Consider the following 14,708-nt stretch of genomic DNA (forward strand, 5'->3'; position numbering starts at 1 on the left):
GTCGAATTGTCGTTGAATGACACACCGCAATCGCGAGCAGGCTCACTCCTACAGAGGATTGCGGTGGATCAGGGGCAGTTGAAGTAGGGCCGGATGCCGTGATCCCGGAAGTACCGCTCGATCACCTTCGGATCAGCGCTGCTATCAGCCATCGCCACATAGGTATCCGGGCGCAGCAGATAAAAGCCGTTACGCCCCAGGCCCGCCGTTTCAAAGGCCGGGCGCCAGTCGAACACGTGCAGCGGCAGGTGGTGTTCAGTGCACCAGGCGATCATCTCGTCGCTGGTGTCGCCGTACACATGCACCTGCCAGCAGGGCTGGCGCAGCGGCTCGTAATTATCGCCCTCACCGTCATGCGCCCACGGTAAGCGGTCACCGCCATGCACGTGGCCGGCCGTGCCCTGGCTCAGCGGCATGCCGCGATAGTTGAGAGTGACCTGGGACACCGTGCGAAACAGGAACTCGCGGCTGGCCTCGAACATGGCCATTTTCGGGATCAGAAACGGTGCCAGGCGCATGCGCAGCAGATCGGCGATGCGCCCTTCGGCGGTGACAAAGGTGAATACTTTGTCGGTGGTCGACACCAGTCGGCGGGCGAAGGCGATGCGTTCGGTTTCGTAGCTGTCGAGCAGTTTCGCCGTGGCGCTGCCGTTGAGCACGGCGGCGAGTTTCCACGCCAGATTGATCGCATCGCCGATGCCGGTGTTCATGCCCTGGCCGCCGGCGGGGCTGTGCACGTGCGCCGCGTCGCCGAGCAGAAACGCCCGGCCGCTGCGAAAGTGCTCGGCCACGCGGTGATGCACACGGTAGGTAGAGAACCAGTTGACCTGGTCGATGTGTACTTTCAGGTGTTCGATGGCGCGGCTGCTGACGTCGGCAAACTGCAGGGTTTCGGCGCGGTCGGCACGTTCGTCGCGCACCGTGCCGATCAGGCGTGCGCGGCCTTCGCCGGCCAGCGGGAACACTGCGAGAAAATCCGCTTCGTCCAGATCCAGGTGCAGGTCACCGTTGAGTGCCGGGCCGCTGGCCTGCACATCCGCGACGTAAAAAATCTGCTGATAGGTGCCGCCCGGGAAGTCTGTGTCGAGGGTTTTGCGCACCACCGAGCGCGCGCCGTCGCAGCCGGCGAGAAAGCACGCCTGACAGGTTTCCTGTTGCCCGTCCGGCAAGCGCAGATGCGCCGTGAGGCCGTCGCCGGTTTCCTCGAAACTCTCAAGCTCGGTGTTGCGTTCAACCACCACGCCATAGTCTTCAAGGCGTTCGAGCAGCAGCCGTTCGTGTTGGTCCTGAGGGAAGATTTCGATGAACGAGTAGGGCGTCAGACCTTCACCGATGCGTTGCAGCGGCAACTGCGCGACCGGTTTGCCTTTGACCCAGAAATTCGCCGCGCTAACCTTGTGACCGTTGCGCACCACGGTGTCGGCCAGGTCCAACTGCCGGTACAACTCCAGGGTCCGCGCCTGCACCGCCAGCGCCCGCGAGGTGGTGCCGGGGGCGGAGGTCTTGTCGAGGATGCGCACGCGCACGCCCAGTTTGCTCAGCCACAGGGCCAGCACCAGACCGGTCGGGCCGGCGCCGATGATCAGTACGTCGCTGCGGTTCATGGGCCTGTCCTCCGTTGCCTGTGCAGCAAGTATGGATCAGCAGGGCGCGGCGGCCAGTTTGTCAGCCAGACGGAAAAGGCCCCGCCACGGGAATGGTGAAACCCGAGGGAACATGACCAGACCCTTACAGTCCTAGCCTGCGCCATGTCATTGAACGTATGGTGAACCCGGCACAACGGACTGGATGACGCTTCATGCACAACTTTCGATTACCAATCACACTCGCCGCACTGCTGGTGCTCGCCGGTTGCGCGGGGCAGCACAGCCAGGAACCGGTGCGCCGTGCACCCGCTGAAGTGAAGGCCGAGATCGTGCGGCTGATGCCGGCCAAGACGGCTGATCGGCAAGGCTGGGCCACTGATATCTACGCCGCGTTTGCCGCGCAGAACATCAGCCCGACCACGCAGAATCTGTGTTCGGTACTGGCCGTCGCCGAGCAGGAATCCACCTTTCAGGCCGACCCCACGGTGCCGGGCCTGGGCAAAATCGCCCGCGACGAAATCGATCGCCGCGCCGCCAAAGTGCATATTCCCAGCCTGTTGGTCAGCGGTGCTCTGCAAGTGCGCTCCACCAACGGCAAAACCTACAGTGAACGCTTGAACGCCGCGCGCAGTGAAAAAGAACTCAGTGGCATTTTCGACGACTTCATCGGCAGGGTGCCGATGGGGCGCACGCTTTTCGGCGGCTTCAACCCGGTACACACCGGCGGGCCGATGCAGGTCAGCATCGAATTTGCCGAGCAGCACGCCAAGGATTACCCGTACCCGGTAGACGGCACGATCCGCCGTGAAGTGTTCAGTCGCCGTGGTGGTATGTATTTCGGCATCGCGCATTTGCTCGGTAATCCGGTGAGTTATCGCGAGCCGCTTTATCGCTTTGCCGATTTCAATGCGGGGTGGTACGCCAGCCGCAATGCTGCGTTTCAGAATGCGGTGAGCCGTGCTTCCGGCATCCCGCTGGCGCTCGATGGTGACCTGATCCGCTACGATTCGATCATGCCCGGCGGCACGGAATTGGCGGTGCGCACCCTCGGCAAGTCGCTGGGCATGCGCAACCCGACCATTCGCGATCAACTGGAGAAGGGCAAAACCCTGGAGTTTGAAGAGACCAGACTCTATCAACGAGTGTTCGAACTGGCCGAGCAAGCGGAGGGGAAAAAGCTGCCGCGTGCTGTGTTGCCGGGGATCGTGCTGCAGAGTCCGAAGATCACCCGCAAACTCACCACGGCGTGGTTTGCCAAGCGTGTGGACGAGCGTTACAAGCGCTGCATGGCCAAGGCCGGATAAAACACACAGGCATAAAAAACCCGGCCTAGGGAGCCGGGTTTCTCTGGGGTGTTGCGCTTACCGCTAGTCATCAGGCAACGCGGCGTTCAATCAGACGATCCGAGCCACCTTCGGCCACGCGGCGTTCAATCAGACGATCCGAGCCACCTTCGGCCACGCGGCGTTCAATCAGACGATCCGAGCCACCTTCGGCCACGCGGCGTTCAATCAGACGATCCGAGCCACCTTCAGCCACACGGCTTTCGATCAGTTTGTCCGAACCGCCTTCAGCGATCATGGTGTGGGCCGGGGTGACGGCGAAAGCGTTGATAGCGAAGACCGAGAAAGCAATGCCGAGAAGGGTTTGGCGTTTCATGATGGTGTGCTCCGGGGTGTTGTTGGTTGGTATGGAGCAGATGTTACGCCGCAGATTTTTTATGAGAACTTCATTGCCGTGATGGTGAACATCGATAGCAATGATGGTTGATGTAGGCGCTGCCGAAGGCTGCGATCTTTTGATCCTGAAAAACAACATCAAAAGATCGCAGCCTGCGGCAGCTCCTACACAAGTTCGGCGGTTTTGCGGGGCACGCTCAGGCCGGAGGCTTTCAGCAGTTCCTGGGTGTAAGGGTGTTTTGGTGCGGCAAAAATCTCTCGCGACGATCCCTGCTCAACCACTTTGCCGTCCTTGATCACCATCAAGTCATGAGCCAGCGCATGGACCACCGCCAGGTCATGGCTGATAAACAGATACGTCAGCCCATGCTTGATCTGCAATTGCCGCAACAGGTCCACCACTTGTTTCTGCACCGTGCGATCCAGTGCCGATGTCGGTTCATCGAGCAGAATCAGTGCCGGCTCCAATACCAATGCGCGGGCGATGGAGATGCGCTGGCGCTGGCCGCCGGAAAATTCGTGGGGATAGCGATGGCGACTCTTTGGGTCGAGGCCGACTTCTTCGAGTACGCGAATCACCGCCGCCTCGCGCTCGGCCTCGGTGCCGATGCCGTGGGTCAGCAAGCCTTCGGCAATAATCTGCTGCACCGACATCCGCGGGCTCAGACTGCCGAACGGGTCCTGAAACACCACCTGAATCTGCCGTCGCAAGGGCCGCATCAAGCGCTGATTGAGCAGGCTCAGTTGCTTGTTGCCGAAGCGGATATTGCCCTCGGACTCCACCAGCCGCAGGATCGCCTGGCCCAGCGTCGACTTGCCCGATCCGGACTCGCCAACGATGCCCAGGGTCTTGCCCCGCTGCAGGGTGAAACTCACGCCGTCCACCGCTTTGATGTAGTCCTGCTGACGGCTGAACAGCGCCTTGGGCAACGGAAACCAGACCTTCAGATCATCCACCTCAAGCAAGTTGTGGTCGTACTGACTCGGTACTGGCGCACCGCTCGGTTCGGCCTCGATCAGCAGGCGGCTGTAAGGATGTTGCGGCGCACGAAATAGCGTTTCGCAGTCGGCCTGCTCGACGATTTCGCCGTGGCGCATCACGCACACGCGTTGCGCGATGCGCCGTACCAGATTGAGGTCATGACTGATCAGCAGCAGCGACATGCCGAGGCGTTGCTGCAACTCGATCAGCAGTTCGAGAATCTTCTGCTGCACCGTCACATCCAGCGCCGTGGTCGGCTCATCGGCGATCAGCAGTTCCGGCTCATTGGCCAGCGCCATCGCGATCATCACCCGTTGCCGCTGGCCGCCGGAGAGCTGGTGCGGATAGGCTTTCAAACGCTGCAGAGGTTGGCGAATACCCACCAGTGCGAGCAATTCCAGCGTCCGCTCACGTGCCGCGCGGCCCTTGAGGCCCTTGTGAATCTCCAGCACTTCGCTGATCTGTTTTTCCACGGTGTGCAGTGGATTCAGCGAGGTCATCGGCTCCTGGAAGATCATCGCGATCCGGTTACCGCGCAAACCGCGCATCTGCTGTTCGCTGGCCTGCAGCAAGTCCATGCTGTTGTAGTGGATCGAGCCGCTGCTGCTGACGGTTTTACCCGGCAACAAGCGCAGGATCGAATGCGCCGTCACCGACTTGCCCGAACCGGATTCACCGACCAGCGCCAGGCACTCGCCACGGCGGATATCCAGGTTCAGACCATGCACGACTGCTTGCCCGGCGAAGGCGACGCGCAGGTCGCGGATTTCAATCAGGTTGTCTTTCATGTCAGCTCCGGGGATCGAACGCGTCACGGCAGGCCTCACCGATAAACACCAGCAACGAAAGAATCAGCGCCAGCGCAAAAAACGCCGTCAGCCCCAGCCATGGTGCTTGCAGATTGCGTTTGGCCTGACCGATCAACTCGCCCAGCGAGGCGGTGCCGGCCGGCATGCCGAAGCCGAGAAAATCCAGCGCGGTGAGGGTGGCGATAGCGCCGGTCAGAATGAACGGCAGGTAGGTGAGGGTGGAGGTCATCGCGTTGGGCAGAATGTGCCGGCACATCAGTTCACTGTCGGTCAGGCCCAGTGCCCGCGCGGCTTTGACGTATTCGAGATTACGCCCGCGCAAAAACTCGGCGCGCACCACATCCACCAGTGCCAGCCAGGAAAACAGCGCCATGATCCCCAGCAACCACCAGAAACTCGGCGAGACGAACCCGGACAGAATGATCAGCAGATACAGCACCGGCAACCCCGACCAGATCTCCAGCACCCGTTGCCCGAGCAAGTCGACCCAACCGCCGTAATAACCCTGCAACGCCCCGGCAACGATGCCGATCAGCGCACTGATGCCGGTGAGCATCAGCGCAAACAGAATCGAAATCCGTGTGCCGAAAATCACCCGCGCCAACACGTCGCGTGCCTGATCGTCGGTGCCCAGCCAATTGCTCGCGGAGGGCGGGCTCGGCGCGGGTTCCGCGAGGTCGTAGTTGACCGTGTCGTAACTGAACGGGATCGGTGGAAACAGCATCCAGCCGCCCTGATCCTCGATCAATTTGTGCACGTAAGCGCTGGCGTAATCCGGTTGAAACGGCAGCTCACCGCCGAAATCGGTTTCCAGGTAATCGCTGAGGATCGGAAAGTACAACGCGTCGTGGTAACGGATCACCAAGGGTTTGTCGTTGGCGATCAATTCGCCGCCGAGGCAGATCAGGCACAGGCCGATAAATAGCCACAACGACCAGCGTCCACGGCGGTTGGCCTTGAACTGCGCGACACGACGCTGACCCAGAGGGGAAAGTGTGAACATCAGGCAGTCCTCGCCGAGAAGTCGATACGCGGGTCGAGCAGGGTGTAGCAGAGGTCGCCGATCAGCTTGATCAACAGGCCGAACAGGGTGAACAGAAACAGCGCGCCGAACACCACCGGATAGTCGCGCGACACCGCCGCCTCGTAGCTCATGCGCCCGAGGCCATCGAGGTTGAAGATGGTTTCGATCAACAGCGAGCCGGCGAAAAATACCTCGATCAACGCCGGCGGCACACCGGCCACCACCAACAGCATCGCGTTGCGAAACACGTGGCCGTAGAGCACGCGGCGCTCGGTCAGCCCCTTGGCCCGCGCGGTGATCACGTACTGACGGCTGATCTCGTTGAGGAAGCTGTTTTTGGTCAGGATGGTCAGCGTGGCGAACCCGCCGATCACCAGTGCCGTCACCGGCAACACCAGGTGCCAGAGGTAGTCGCCAATCTTGCCCAACGTGCCGAGGCTGTCGAAGTTATCCGACACCAGGCCCTGCACCGGAAACCAGTTGACGTAGCTGCCACCGGCGAACACCACGATCAGCAACATCGCAAACAGAAACGCCGGCATCGCATAACCAATGATGATCGCGGTACTGCTCCAGACGTCGAACGCGCTACCGTTTTTGATTGCCTTTCGAATGCCCAGCGGGATTGAAATCAGGTAGGTGATCAACGTTGCCCACAGGCCGAGCGACAACGACACCGGCAGCTTCTGCACGATCAGATCGGTGACCTTGGCGCCGCGAAAGAAACTGCTGCCCAGATCCAGCTGCACGTAGTTTTTCAGCATCAGCCACAGGCGTTCGTGCATCGGTTTGTCGAAGCCGTAATGGTGTTTGATCTCCTCGATCAGCGCCGGGTCGAGGCCACGGCTGCTACGGCCCGCACCGCCAACCGCAGCGACCTCGCCACCACCGCCCATGCTGTGCCCGCCAAAGCCCTGCAAACGCGCAATGGCTTGCTCCACCGGGCCACCCGGTGCGGCCTGCACGATGAGGAAATTGACCACCAGAATGCACAGCAACGTGGGGATGATCAGCAGCAGACGTCGGCTCAGATAACGCAGCATGTCACTGGCCCCCCGCAAGCTGGGTGTGCATCTGTTGCGCGGTCAACGGCTTGGCCGAGACCTCCCACCAGGTGTTGAGGCCTTCGTCGTACGCCGGTTGTACCGGCGGCATGCCAAAGCGGTTCTGATACACCGTCGGCGTGCCTTTGGAGTAGTAGTTGGGAATCATGTAGTAACCCCATTGCAGCACCCGGTCGAGGGCGCGCGCGTAATGCACCATGGCTTCGCGAGTGTCGGCCTTGACCAGCCCGTCGATCAGTTGATCGACCGCCGGGTTGGCCAGCACCATCGAGTTCGAACTGCCGACTTGCGTGGCACTTTGTGAGGCGTACAGGCTGTACAACTCGCGGCCGGGGGAGACGATCGGGTCGCCGCTGCGCGGGAAACTGGTGACGATCATGTCGTAGTCCCGGGCGTTGAGGCGGTTGATGTACTGCGCCGAATCGATGCGCCGCAAATTCAGGGTGATGCCGATCTGCGCGAGGGTGCGTTTGAACGGCAGCAGCATGCGGTCGAAACCGCCCTGACCGTCGAGAAAAGTGAATTCCAAAGGCTCGCCCGCGGCGTTGACCAGCCGATTGTGTTGTGGCGTCCAGCCCGCCTCGGCGAGCAGCTTCAAGGCTTGCAGTTGCTTGTCGCGGATGTAGCCGCTGCCATCGGTTTTCGGTGCCTGATAAACCGTGGTGAACACCTCGTCCGGGATCTGCCCGCGCAGGGGTTCGAGGATCTTCAACTCGTCGGCATCAGGTAGCGCGGTGGCGGCCATTTCACTCTTCGGCCAGAAGCTGTTCTGGCGCACGTAGAAGCCACGCATCATCTGCTTGTTGGTCCACTCGAAATCCCACAGCAGGCTGATCGCCTGACGCACGCGGCGATCCTGGAAGATAGGGTTCTGCAGGTTGAACACAAAACCCTGTGCCGCCGTGGGTTTTTCCGGAGCGAGGATCGACTGCTGCAAACGACCGTCGCGCAGGGCCGGGCTGTCGTAGCCGACCACGTAACCGGACGAGGAAAACTCGCGGTTGTAGTCGAATGCACCCGCCTGCAACAGCTGACGGGCGACGTCGGTGTCGCCGTAGAAATTCACCGTGAGCGTGTCGAAGTTGTACATGCCGCGACTGACCGGCAGGTCCTTGCCCCACCAGTGCGGATCGCGCTCGAAACTGATACTGCGCCCGGCGTCGACCTTGCTCACGCGGTACGGGCCGCTGCCCAGCGGTGGCTCGAAACCGCCGCCATTGGCGAAATCGCGAGTCTTCCACCAGTGTTCGGGCAGCACGCGCATCGTCGCCAGGTCCAGCGCCAGGGTGCGGTTGAGGTTGTTCTTGAAGGTGAAGCGCACCTGCCGTGGGCCTTCGATCAGCACGTCCTGCACGTCGGCGTATTGCTGGCGATAACTGAGGCTGCCCTTGGTCATCAGCAGGTTGAAGGTGTAGCGCACGTCTTCGGCGGTGATCGGCGTGCCGTCGGCGAAGCGTGCTTTTGGATTGAGGGTGAAACGCACCCACAGGCCTTGCGGGTCGCGCTCGATCTGCTGCGCGACCAATGCGTAAACGGTGTAGGGCTCATCGAGCGAGCGAAACGCCAATGGCGAGTACACCCAGTCGTTGACTTGCACCACGGAAATGCCCTGATCGGCATACGGGCTGATGTAGTTGTACTGGCCGATCTCCATCGACGCGCGGCTGAGCGAACCGCCCTTGGGCGCCTTGGGATCGACGAAATCGAAATGCTCGAAGTTCGCCGGATACTTCGGCGCCTCGCCGTACACCGTCAGCGCGTAGCTGCCGCCGGCCAGCGCCGAGGTGCCGGTGCACAGCAGTGCGCTGCCGAGCAGCAGGGCGGCCATGTTGCGCATGAAAGTCATGAAGTCACTCCTCAGTCCCTGAAACAACACAGATCAAACTGTAGGAGTGAGCCTGCTCGCGATGAAGCCCAGTCAGACCCGGCAAGGTTGACTGAAAAAACGCTATCGCGAGCAGGCTCACTCCTACAGGAGTTGCGGTGCTCTCAGTCAGAAGTGATACGTCATGCGCGCAAACAGCGTCCGCCCAAGCGGGTCGGTGTAGCGCGGGTCATAGCCGCTCTGGAAGTTGTAGGCCTGGTTGGAGAATGGTGGGTTGCGGTCGAACATGTTCTTCATCCCCGCATCCACATCCAGCACCTTGTTGAAGGTGTAGCCGGCCGACAGGTCCCAGACCGAATACGACGCCACGCGTGCGTGGGTATCGCGGTCGTAGTCGTTGTACCCGGTGGTGAAGCGGTTGGTCAGCGACGCCCGCGCAGCGCCGAAAGTCCAGCTGCCGGTGAGGTTGTGTTTCCAGCGCGCGATCACGCCGTCACCTTCGAAGTCGCCGACCTTGTCGGTGAACGGGCCTTTGATGGTGCTCTGGAAGTCGTACTCGTCAACGTAGGTGCCTTGCAGCCCCAGGCCGAATTGACCGTATGGCGTGTTCGGGAAACGGTAGTCCAGCGACACATCGACACCGTTGGTTTCGACGATGCCGAGGTTGGCGTTGCCGGTGACGATGTAGTTGAGCGTGCCGTCGGCGTTGCGCACGAAGCGATCCGGGTAGGTACCGGCCTGATCGAACACGGTGGATTCGGGGAACGGCTGGATCTGGTTGGAGATGTGAATCCACCAGAAATCCAGACCCACCGACAGGTTGCTGACCGGCTGATAGACGAAGCCCAGGGTCACGTTGCGCGCCTTCTCCGGGGCCAGGTCTTCATTGCCGCCGATCTGGTTGAGGAACTGCTGGCCGCAATCGCGCCCGCCGTTGCCGCCCGGTTGCACCACGCCGCCGGCACACAGCACCGGGTCGTTGTAGTAGCCCTGGGTGTACGTGATGCTGCGCGGCGAATACAGCTCGTACAGTGACGGCGCACGGAACCCTTCGCTGTACGCGCCGCGCACCACCAGCTCTTTGAGCGGTTGATAACGGAACGAGTATTTCGGGTTGGTGGTGCTGCCGAAGTCGCTGTATTTGTCGTGCCGCACGGCCGCGGACAGTTCGAGGCTGTCGAGCACCGGCACGTTGATTTCGGCGTACGCGGCTTTCACGCTGCGGTCACCCTCGACGCTGCCGGCCGGGTCGATACCCAGGCTCTGGATATCGCCGGCAAACTGCTCGAAGTCCTGGTGGAATTTCTCTTTGCGGTACTCGCCACCCAGCGCCAGACCGGCAGGGCCGGCACCGAACCAGTCACCGATTTCGCGACTGATCCGCCCGTCGAAACCGGCCACGCGGCCGACGGCGGTGGAGTAGGCGCCGTGGTACGCAGCCGCGTCGATGTACTGCTGGCCGGCAGCCGATTGCGGGCCGAACGGGTTGAGCAAACCGCTGGCCAGGCCGTCGATCATCGCCTGATCGCTGACATAACCGCTGGTGACGCTGGAGACGATTTTGTTCTGGTTGTACGAGGCGCCGACGTTGTAATCCCAGCCGCCGACCAGACCGTCGAAGCTCAGCAAAAAGCGCTGGCTGGTGTTCTGGTCTTTCGATTCACGCGGGCCTGCAGCGGTTTCGCGCCAGTTCACGTCGACCGGTTGGCTCGGGTCGAGGGCGAAGCCGGTCGGGCCGGGCGTGATGCCGTTGCCGGGGTAGTAGGGCGACGAGGAATCCAGGCTCAGGCCGGTGAGCGGGGCCGGGCCGATCGCCGTGGCGTTGTTGTTGCGAGACCAGAAGTATTCGAGGTTGACGTTGTGGTCATCCGCCAGCTTGCCGGTGGTCTTGCCGAAGAACGAGGTCTTCTCGGTCTGCGGCACCAGGTCGATGAATTCACGGGTGCTGAAGCGGCACAAGCCGTCGCGCGCCACCAGGTTGGGGCCGTTGCAATTGCTGTTGGCCAACGGGTTGGTGGCGTTGCCGTTCTGGCTGTAGTTGCCGGGGAACGCCGTGCCGGAGGTCTGATCCAGACCTCGGCCGGGCACATAGTCGCGGGCAAAGGAGCGATCATTGGCATCGAGGTTCTGCTGCTTGTTGTAATTGAACACGCCGAGGACGTTGAAGCGGTCTTGTTCCAGGTCGCCGTAGCCCCAACTGGCGCTCATGTCTTTGGTGGCGCCACCGCCGCTGTGGGTCGGGGTTTCGCCGCCGAGGGTCAACTGGCCGTCGGTCATGGATTTCTTGGTGATGAAGTTGATCACGCCGCCGATGGCGTCAGTGCCGTACAACGCCGAGGCACCGTCGCGCAGAACTTCCACGCGTTCGATGGCGGCGAACGGGATCATGTTCAGATCCACCGCGCCACCGGCCGAGTTGGTGCCGGACAAGGCGTTGTTGGCCAGCCGTCGACCGTTGAGCAGCACCAGGGTCTTGTTCGCGCCGATGCCGCGCATGTCGGCGAACGAAGCGCCGCCGGTGGCGGCGCCAACCGAACCGGCGCTGTTGTTGATCGACTGGCTGCCGGTGATCCGCTGCACCAGTTCGGCGGTGGTGGTCACGCCCTGTTTGCGCAGCTCATCGGCCTTGAGAATGGTGATCGGCACCGCCGTTTCGGCATCGACCCGGCGAATCGCCGAACCGGTCACTTCCACCCGTTGCAGTTGCGTGGTCGGCGCCACCACCGCCGCTGCAGCCGGCACGGTGGAATTGTCTTCCTCGGCGGCTTGCACAGTCCCGGCGCCCATCCCCATGGCCACCAGGTACAACGGAACAAAACGGTGACGAGAGATCGTGGCCACCAAGGGTTTGAGCGTAAAGCGTGGAGTGTTCATCAGCATGGTTGTTTCCGACTTTGTTAGACGTTATCGAAATGGCCTTGTGAGCCCTGATTGCGCAGGTCACGGGGGTGCCGCGCCGCGAAAAACCACTTTCTTCAAGCAAGCCGATCCCCTCCGAAGACGCGCAGCGTTTTTCGGTCGGCTGATTGCGACGGGATGCGATCTGCGGTGTCGGGCGCGGTTCTCAACGCGCGCCCGACACCGCACTCAGTGGGTGGTCATCACCGAAATCTTGCTGATGCCCGAGCGTTCGATGGACGCCATGGCCTTGGCCACCTGGCCGTAGTTGACGTTGGCGTCGGCCTGCAGCTGCACGCGCACTTCGGCGTCCTTGGCCTTGACCTCCTTGAGGCTGGCTTCCAGGGACTCCGGCGCAAGCTCGGTTTTTGCCAGATAGAACTTGCCGTCCTGATCGACGCTGACCACCACCGGGTCTTTCTTTTCGGCGGGAGCGACGGCGTCGGTTTTCGGCAAATTCACTTTGATCGCGTTGGTCATCAACGGCGCGGTAACGATGAACACCACCAGCAGCACCAGCATCACGTCCACCAGTGGCGTGACGTTCATTTCGCTGAGCACTTCATCGCTGTCTTGAGTGGAGAACGACATCAGCTGGCCTCCCGCACGGCGGCAGTGGTTTTGCTGGCGATGGCCTGACGGCTGATCGAAAACGCGCTACGCGAGGCGAGGGCGTCGAAGTCGTGGGCGAAGTCATCCATGTCCGCCGAGGCCAGTTTCAGGCGGCGCAGAAAGAAGTTGTAAATCAGCACTGCCGGCACGGCGACGGCGATACCCACGCCGGTGGCGATCAGTGCATGGCCGATGGGGCCGGCGACCGCTTCAAGGCTGGCCGAACCGGTTTCGCCGATGCTTTGCAGGGCTTCCATGATGCCCCACACGGTGCCGAACAGACCAATGAACGGCGCGGTGCTGCCGATACTGGCGAGGATCGCCTGACCGTTTTCCAGGGAGCGGCGTTCCTTCTGGATCTGCTGGCGCAGGTTGCGTTCCAGACGATCCGAGCGGTTGATGGTGTGCGCCAGTTGTTGCGTGGTGCGCGGCGATTCTTCTACCAGCAAGGCTTCAAAACCGCTGCTGGCGATGCGCGCCAGTGAGCCCGGATACTGGCTGGCGTGTTCGGCGGCGGTGAGCAGGTCCGGCGCGCCCCAGAAGGCTTTGCTGAACTGTTTGTTCTGGGCTTTCTGGCGCAGGTATTGCGCCGACTTGACCAGCAGGATCGCCCAGCTGACCACGGAAAACAGCACCAGGCCCCAGAGCACACCGGGGACAATCATCGAAGACAGTGAAGGGTTCATGGCTACACCTCGCTTGCATTAAGTCGGTTGTGAGTTCGTTGGGTTGTGCCGTTATTGCGGCAATTTGAAATCGATGGTCTGGGTGGCGAAGCCGTCAATCGGCGTGTCACCGCGCTTGGCCGGAATAAACTTCCAGTTCTTCACCGCGGCGACGGCCGCCTCATCCAGTTGTGGCTTGCCGCTGGACTTGGTCACCGTTACCGAACCGGCGCGACCGTTGGCCAACACCTGAATCCGCAGGACCACGCTGCCTTCCCAATTGCGCCGCAGTGCCAGCGACGGGTACTCCGGCGGCGGGTTGCCGAGGCTGGCGAGGCCGGAAATCGCAGCCGATTCCTTGACCGGCCCGGGCGCGGCGGCAGGGGCCGGTGGCGCGCTCGGTGTGGCCGGCGCAGCCGGGGCGGCCGGTTGTGCCGGGGCGGGCGGGGCTTTTGGCGGCTCGACCTTTTTCACCGGTTTGGGCTTCTCGACCGGTTTCGGTTTTTCGATCGGTTTGGGTTTCTCCACCGGTTTGGGCGGTGGCTTGACCGCGTCTTCGTCTTCCACCGGTTGTTCCGGCTCGGGCGGCGGTGGTGGCGGAGGTTCCGGCGTGGGCGGTGCCGGGGGCGTCGGGCTGGTCAGCTCGACGGTCATTTCCGGGATCTGCGGCGGTGTCGGCAGTGGCTCGGGCCGGGTCTGCTGGAGAAACCACCAGGCGCCGCCATGTATCAGCGCCGACACGGCCACCAGCAACAGCATCTGCTGTTTGTTCAAACCGCCAGGTTGCGAGGTATTGGCTGTGAAGGCCGGCCTGCCCGGTGGCGGCGGGATTGGCGCCTCCCGTAACGGTCCCGGCAGGGTTCTGTGCTTTACCGCGTCGTTCATTAAAGCTCCCTCGGGTTGATGAAGGGCAATAAGGTGCCGTCCGAACATTGGGGTGATGTTCGAGTGGGTGGGTGCAACTTTCTTCAAGGTGTGCGCAAGCCGATTGTTGAACTATCTATTCATCAGGCTTGGGCAAACTCACTGGTTTAGTGCCGTTGATTTTTTCTCATTAGCCATTCCCTGGTGTTGTTCTATGTAGGCGCAGCCTTTGGCAGCGCCTGCAGATGTTGCGGTCGAAGTTCGTTTAGCAACCGCTGTGCCAAATGTTGCTGAAATGTAGAGCTGTTATTTCGCGGCTGTTACTCATGTCGCATTTATATAAGTTTTATTGGTCGGCCGGATTTTCTTTAGTGCGTGGCTGTCCACGGCCCCGAATACCGGGGCTTTTTTGCAGGCGAGTCAGACGGGGCGCTGTATCCGGCGAAATAGCCAGTCAGAGCAGCTGAGCTCGGGTCTGCCAGGGCATTTGATGGTGCGCGGCGGACTGATTTGGTGCGGGTCAATGTATTAGCGGGTCACAGGTCGTTTCCTTGTTCTTGTTCAATTGAAAACCATGTTCAAGTGTTCGTGAGTTGTAATCCTGGAGAGCGTTTTTGGTGCAATTAGAAAATGCGGGAAGTTATTGTTCGACAATCCTGCTATCGGTCGCTGAACGTCGTTCGCTCACTAACTTCATGCG

General features: G+C 61.4%; 10 protein-coding genes and 1 pseudogene. 1 reads left to right on the forward strand and 10 read right to left on the reverse strand.

Annotation, left to right across the window (positions count from 1 at the left end; all coding sequences use genetic code 11):
• Positions 1–68: 68 nt before the first annotated feature.
• On the reverse strand, positions 69–1,604 hold the full coding sequence (locus NN484_RS11330; protein WP_127652197.1) for an FAD-dependent oxidoreductase: 1,536 nt from the start codon (positions 1,602–1,604) through the stop codon (positions 69–71).
• A 194-nt stretch (positions 1,605–1,798) separates the two neighbouring features.
• Between NN484_RS11330 and NN484_RS11335 the strand changes: the two genes are divergently transcribed.
• Complete coding sequence (locus NN484_RS11335; protein WP_274659125.1) at positions 1,799–2,890, forward strand: DUF1615 domain-containing protein; 1,092 nt, start codon at positions 1,799–1,801, stop codon at positions 2,888–2,890.
• A 73-nt stretch (positions 2,891–2,963) separates the two neighbouring features.
• On the opposite strand, the pseudogene NN484_RS11340 reads toward NN484_RS11335, so the two are convergent.
• The 9 genes and pseudogenes from NN484_RS11340 to NN484_RS11380 form a co-directional block, all read right to left on the reverse strand.
• Positions 2,964–3,245, reverse strand: a pseudogene (locus NN484_RS11340) (hypothetical protein); the annotation flags it as partial.
• Positions 3,246–3,430: 185 nt separating this feature from the next.
• Positions 3,431–5,035 (reverse strand): ABC transporter ATP-binding protein, encoded by a 1,605-nt coding sequence (locus NN484_RS11345; RefSeq protein ID WP_215501005.1) that lies wholly within the window; start codon positions 5,033–5,035, stop codon positions 3,431–3,433.
• A gap of 1 nt (position 5,036) precedes the next feature.
• Positions 5,037–6,059, reverse strand: coding sequence for an ABC transporter permease (locus NN484_RS11350; protein ID WP_127652194.1), 1,023 nt, complete (start codon positions 6,057–6,059; stop codon positions 5,037–5,039).
• Positions 6,059–7,123 carry a microcin C ABC transporter permease YejB gene (locus NN484_RS11355; protein WP_274659127.1) on the reverse strand — a complete coding sequence of 355 codons (1,065 nt, stop codon included), beginning with the start codon at positions 7,121–7,123 and terminating at the stop codon, positions 6,059–6,061. The genes NN484_RS11350 and NN484_RS11355 overlap by 1 nt, the downstream gene beginning before the upstream one ends.
• A 1-nt stretch (position 7,124) precedes the next feature.
• Positions 7,125–8,990: an extracellular solute-binding protein gene (locus tag NN484_RS11360; protein ID WP_274659128.1), complete on the reverse strand. Its 1,866-nt coding sequence runs from the start codon at positions 8,988–8,990 to the stop codon at positions 7,125–7,127.
• A 147-nt stretch (positions 8,991–9,137) separates the two neighbouring features.
• Positions 9,138–11,849, reverse strand: a complete 2,712-nt coding sequence (locus tag NN484_RS11365; protein WP_215501002.1) for a TonB-dependent receptor — start codon at positions 11,847–11,849, stop codon at positions 9,138–9,140.
• Positions 11,850–12,056: 207 nt separating this feature from the next.
• Positions 12,057–12,458, reverse strand: coding sequence for an ExbD/TolR family protein (locus NN484_RS11370; protein ID WP_003223575.1), 402 nt, complete (start codon positions 12,456–12,458; stop codon positions 12,057–12,059).
• A complete protein-coding gene (locus NN484_RS11375; RefSeq protein ID WP_127652191.1) occupies positions 12,458–13,165 on the reverse strand; it encodes a MotA/TolQ/ExbB proton channel family protein in 708 nt (235 codons plus the stop codon). The genes NN484_RS11370 and NN484_RS11375 overlap by 1 nt, the downstream gene beginning before the upstream one ends.
• A gap of 51 nt (positions 13,166–13,216) precedes the next feature.
• Positions 13,217–14,029, reverse strand: a complete 813-nt coding sequence (locus NN484_RS11380; RefSeq protein WP_274659129.1) for an energy transducer TonB — start codon at positions 14,027–14,029, stop codon at positions 13,217–13,219.
• Between the last annotated feature and the right edge of the window lie 679 nt (positions 14,030–14,708).

This window comes from Pseudomonas serboccidentalis (assembly GCF_028830055.1).
Lineage (GTDB): Bacteria > Pseudomonadota > Gammaproteobacteria > Pseudomonadales > Pseudomonadaceae > Aquipseudomonas > Aquipseudomonas serboccidentalis.

Bases quoted from the DNA above. Each gene is read 5' to 3' on its own strand.
- NN484_RS11365 (WP_215501002.1), bottom strand. From the start codon at position 11,849: ATGCTGATGAACACTCCACGCTTTACGCTCAAACCCTTGGTGGCCACG.
- NN484_RS11335 (WP_274659125.1), top strand. From the start codon at position 1,799: ATGCACAACTTTCGATTACCAATCACACTCGCCGCACTGCTGGTGCTC.
- NN484_RS11355 (WP_274659127.1), bottom strand. From the start codon at position 7,123: ATGCTGCGTTATCTGAGCCGACGTCTGCTGCTGATCATCCCCACGTTG.
- NN484_RS11375 (WP_127652191.1), bottom strand. From the start codon at position 13,165: ATGAACCCTTCACTGTCTTCGATGATTGTCCCCGGTGTGCTCTGGGGC.
- NN484_RS11330 (WP_127652197.1), bottom strand. From the start codon at position 1,604: ATGAACCGCAGCGACGTACTGATCATCGGCGCCGGCCCGACCGGTCTG.
- NN484_RS11370 (WP_003223575.1), bottom strand. From the start codon at position 12,458: ATGTCGTTCTCCACTCAAGACAGCGATGAAGTGCTCAGCGAAATGAAC.
- NN484_RS11350 (WP_127652194.1), bottom strand. From the start codon at position 6,059: ATGTTCACACTTTCCCCTCTGGGTCAGCGTCGTGTCGCGCAGTTCAAG.
- NN484_RS11380 (WP_274659129.1), bottom strand. From the start codon at position 14,029: ATGAACGACGCGGTAAAGCACAGAACCCTGCCGGGACCGTTACGGGAG.
- NN484_RS11360 (WP_274659128.1), bottom strand. From the start codon at position 8,990: ATGACTTTCATGCGCAACATGGCCGCCCTGCTGCTCGGCAGCGCACTG.
- NN484_RS11345 (WP_215501005.1), bottom strand. From the start codon at position 5,035: ATGAAAGACAACCTGATTGAAATCCGCGACCTGCGCGTCGCCTTCGCC.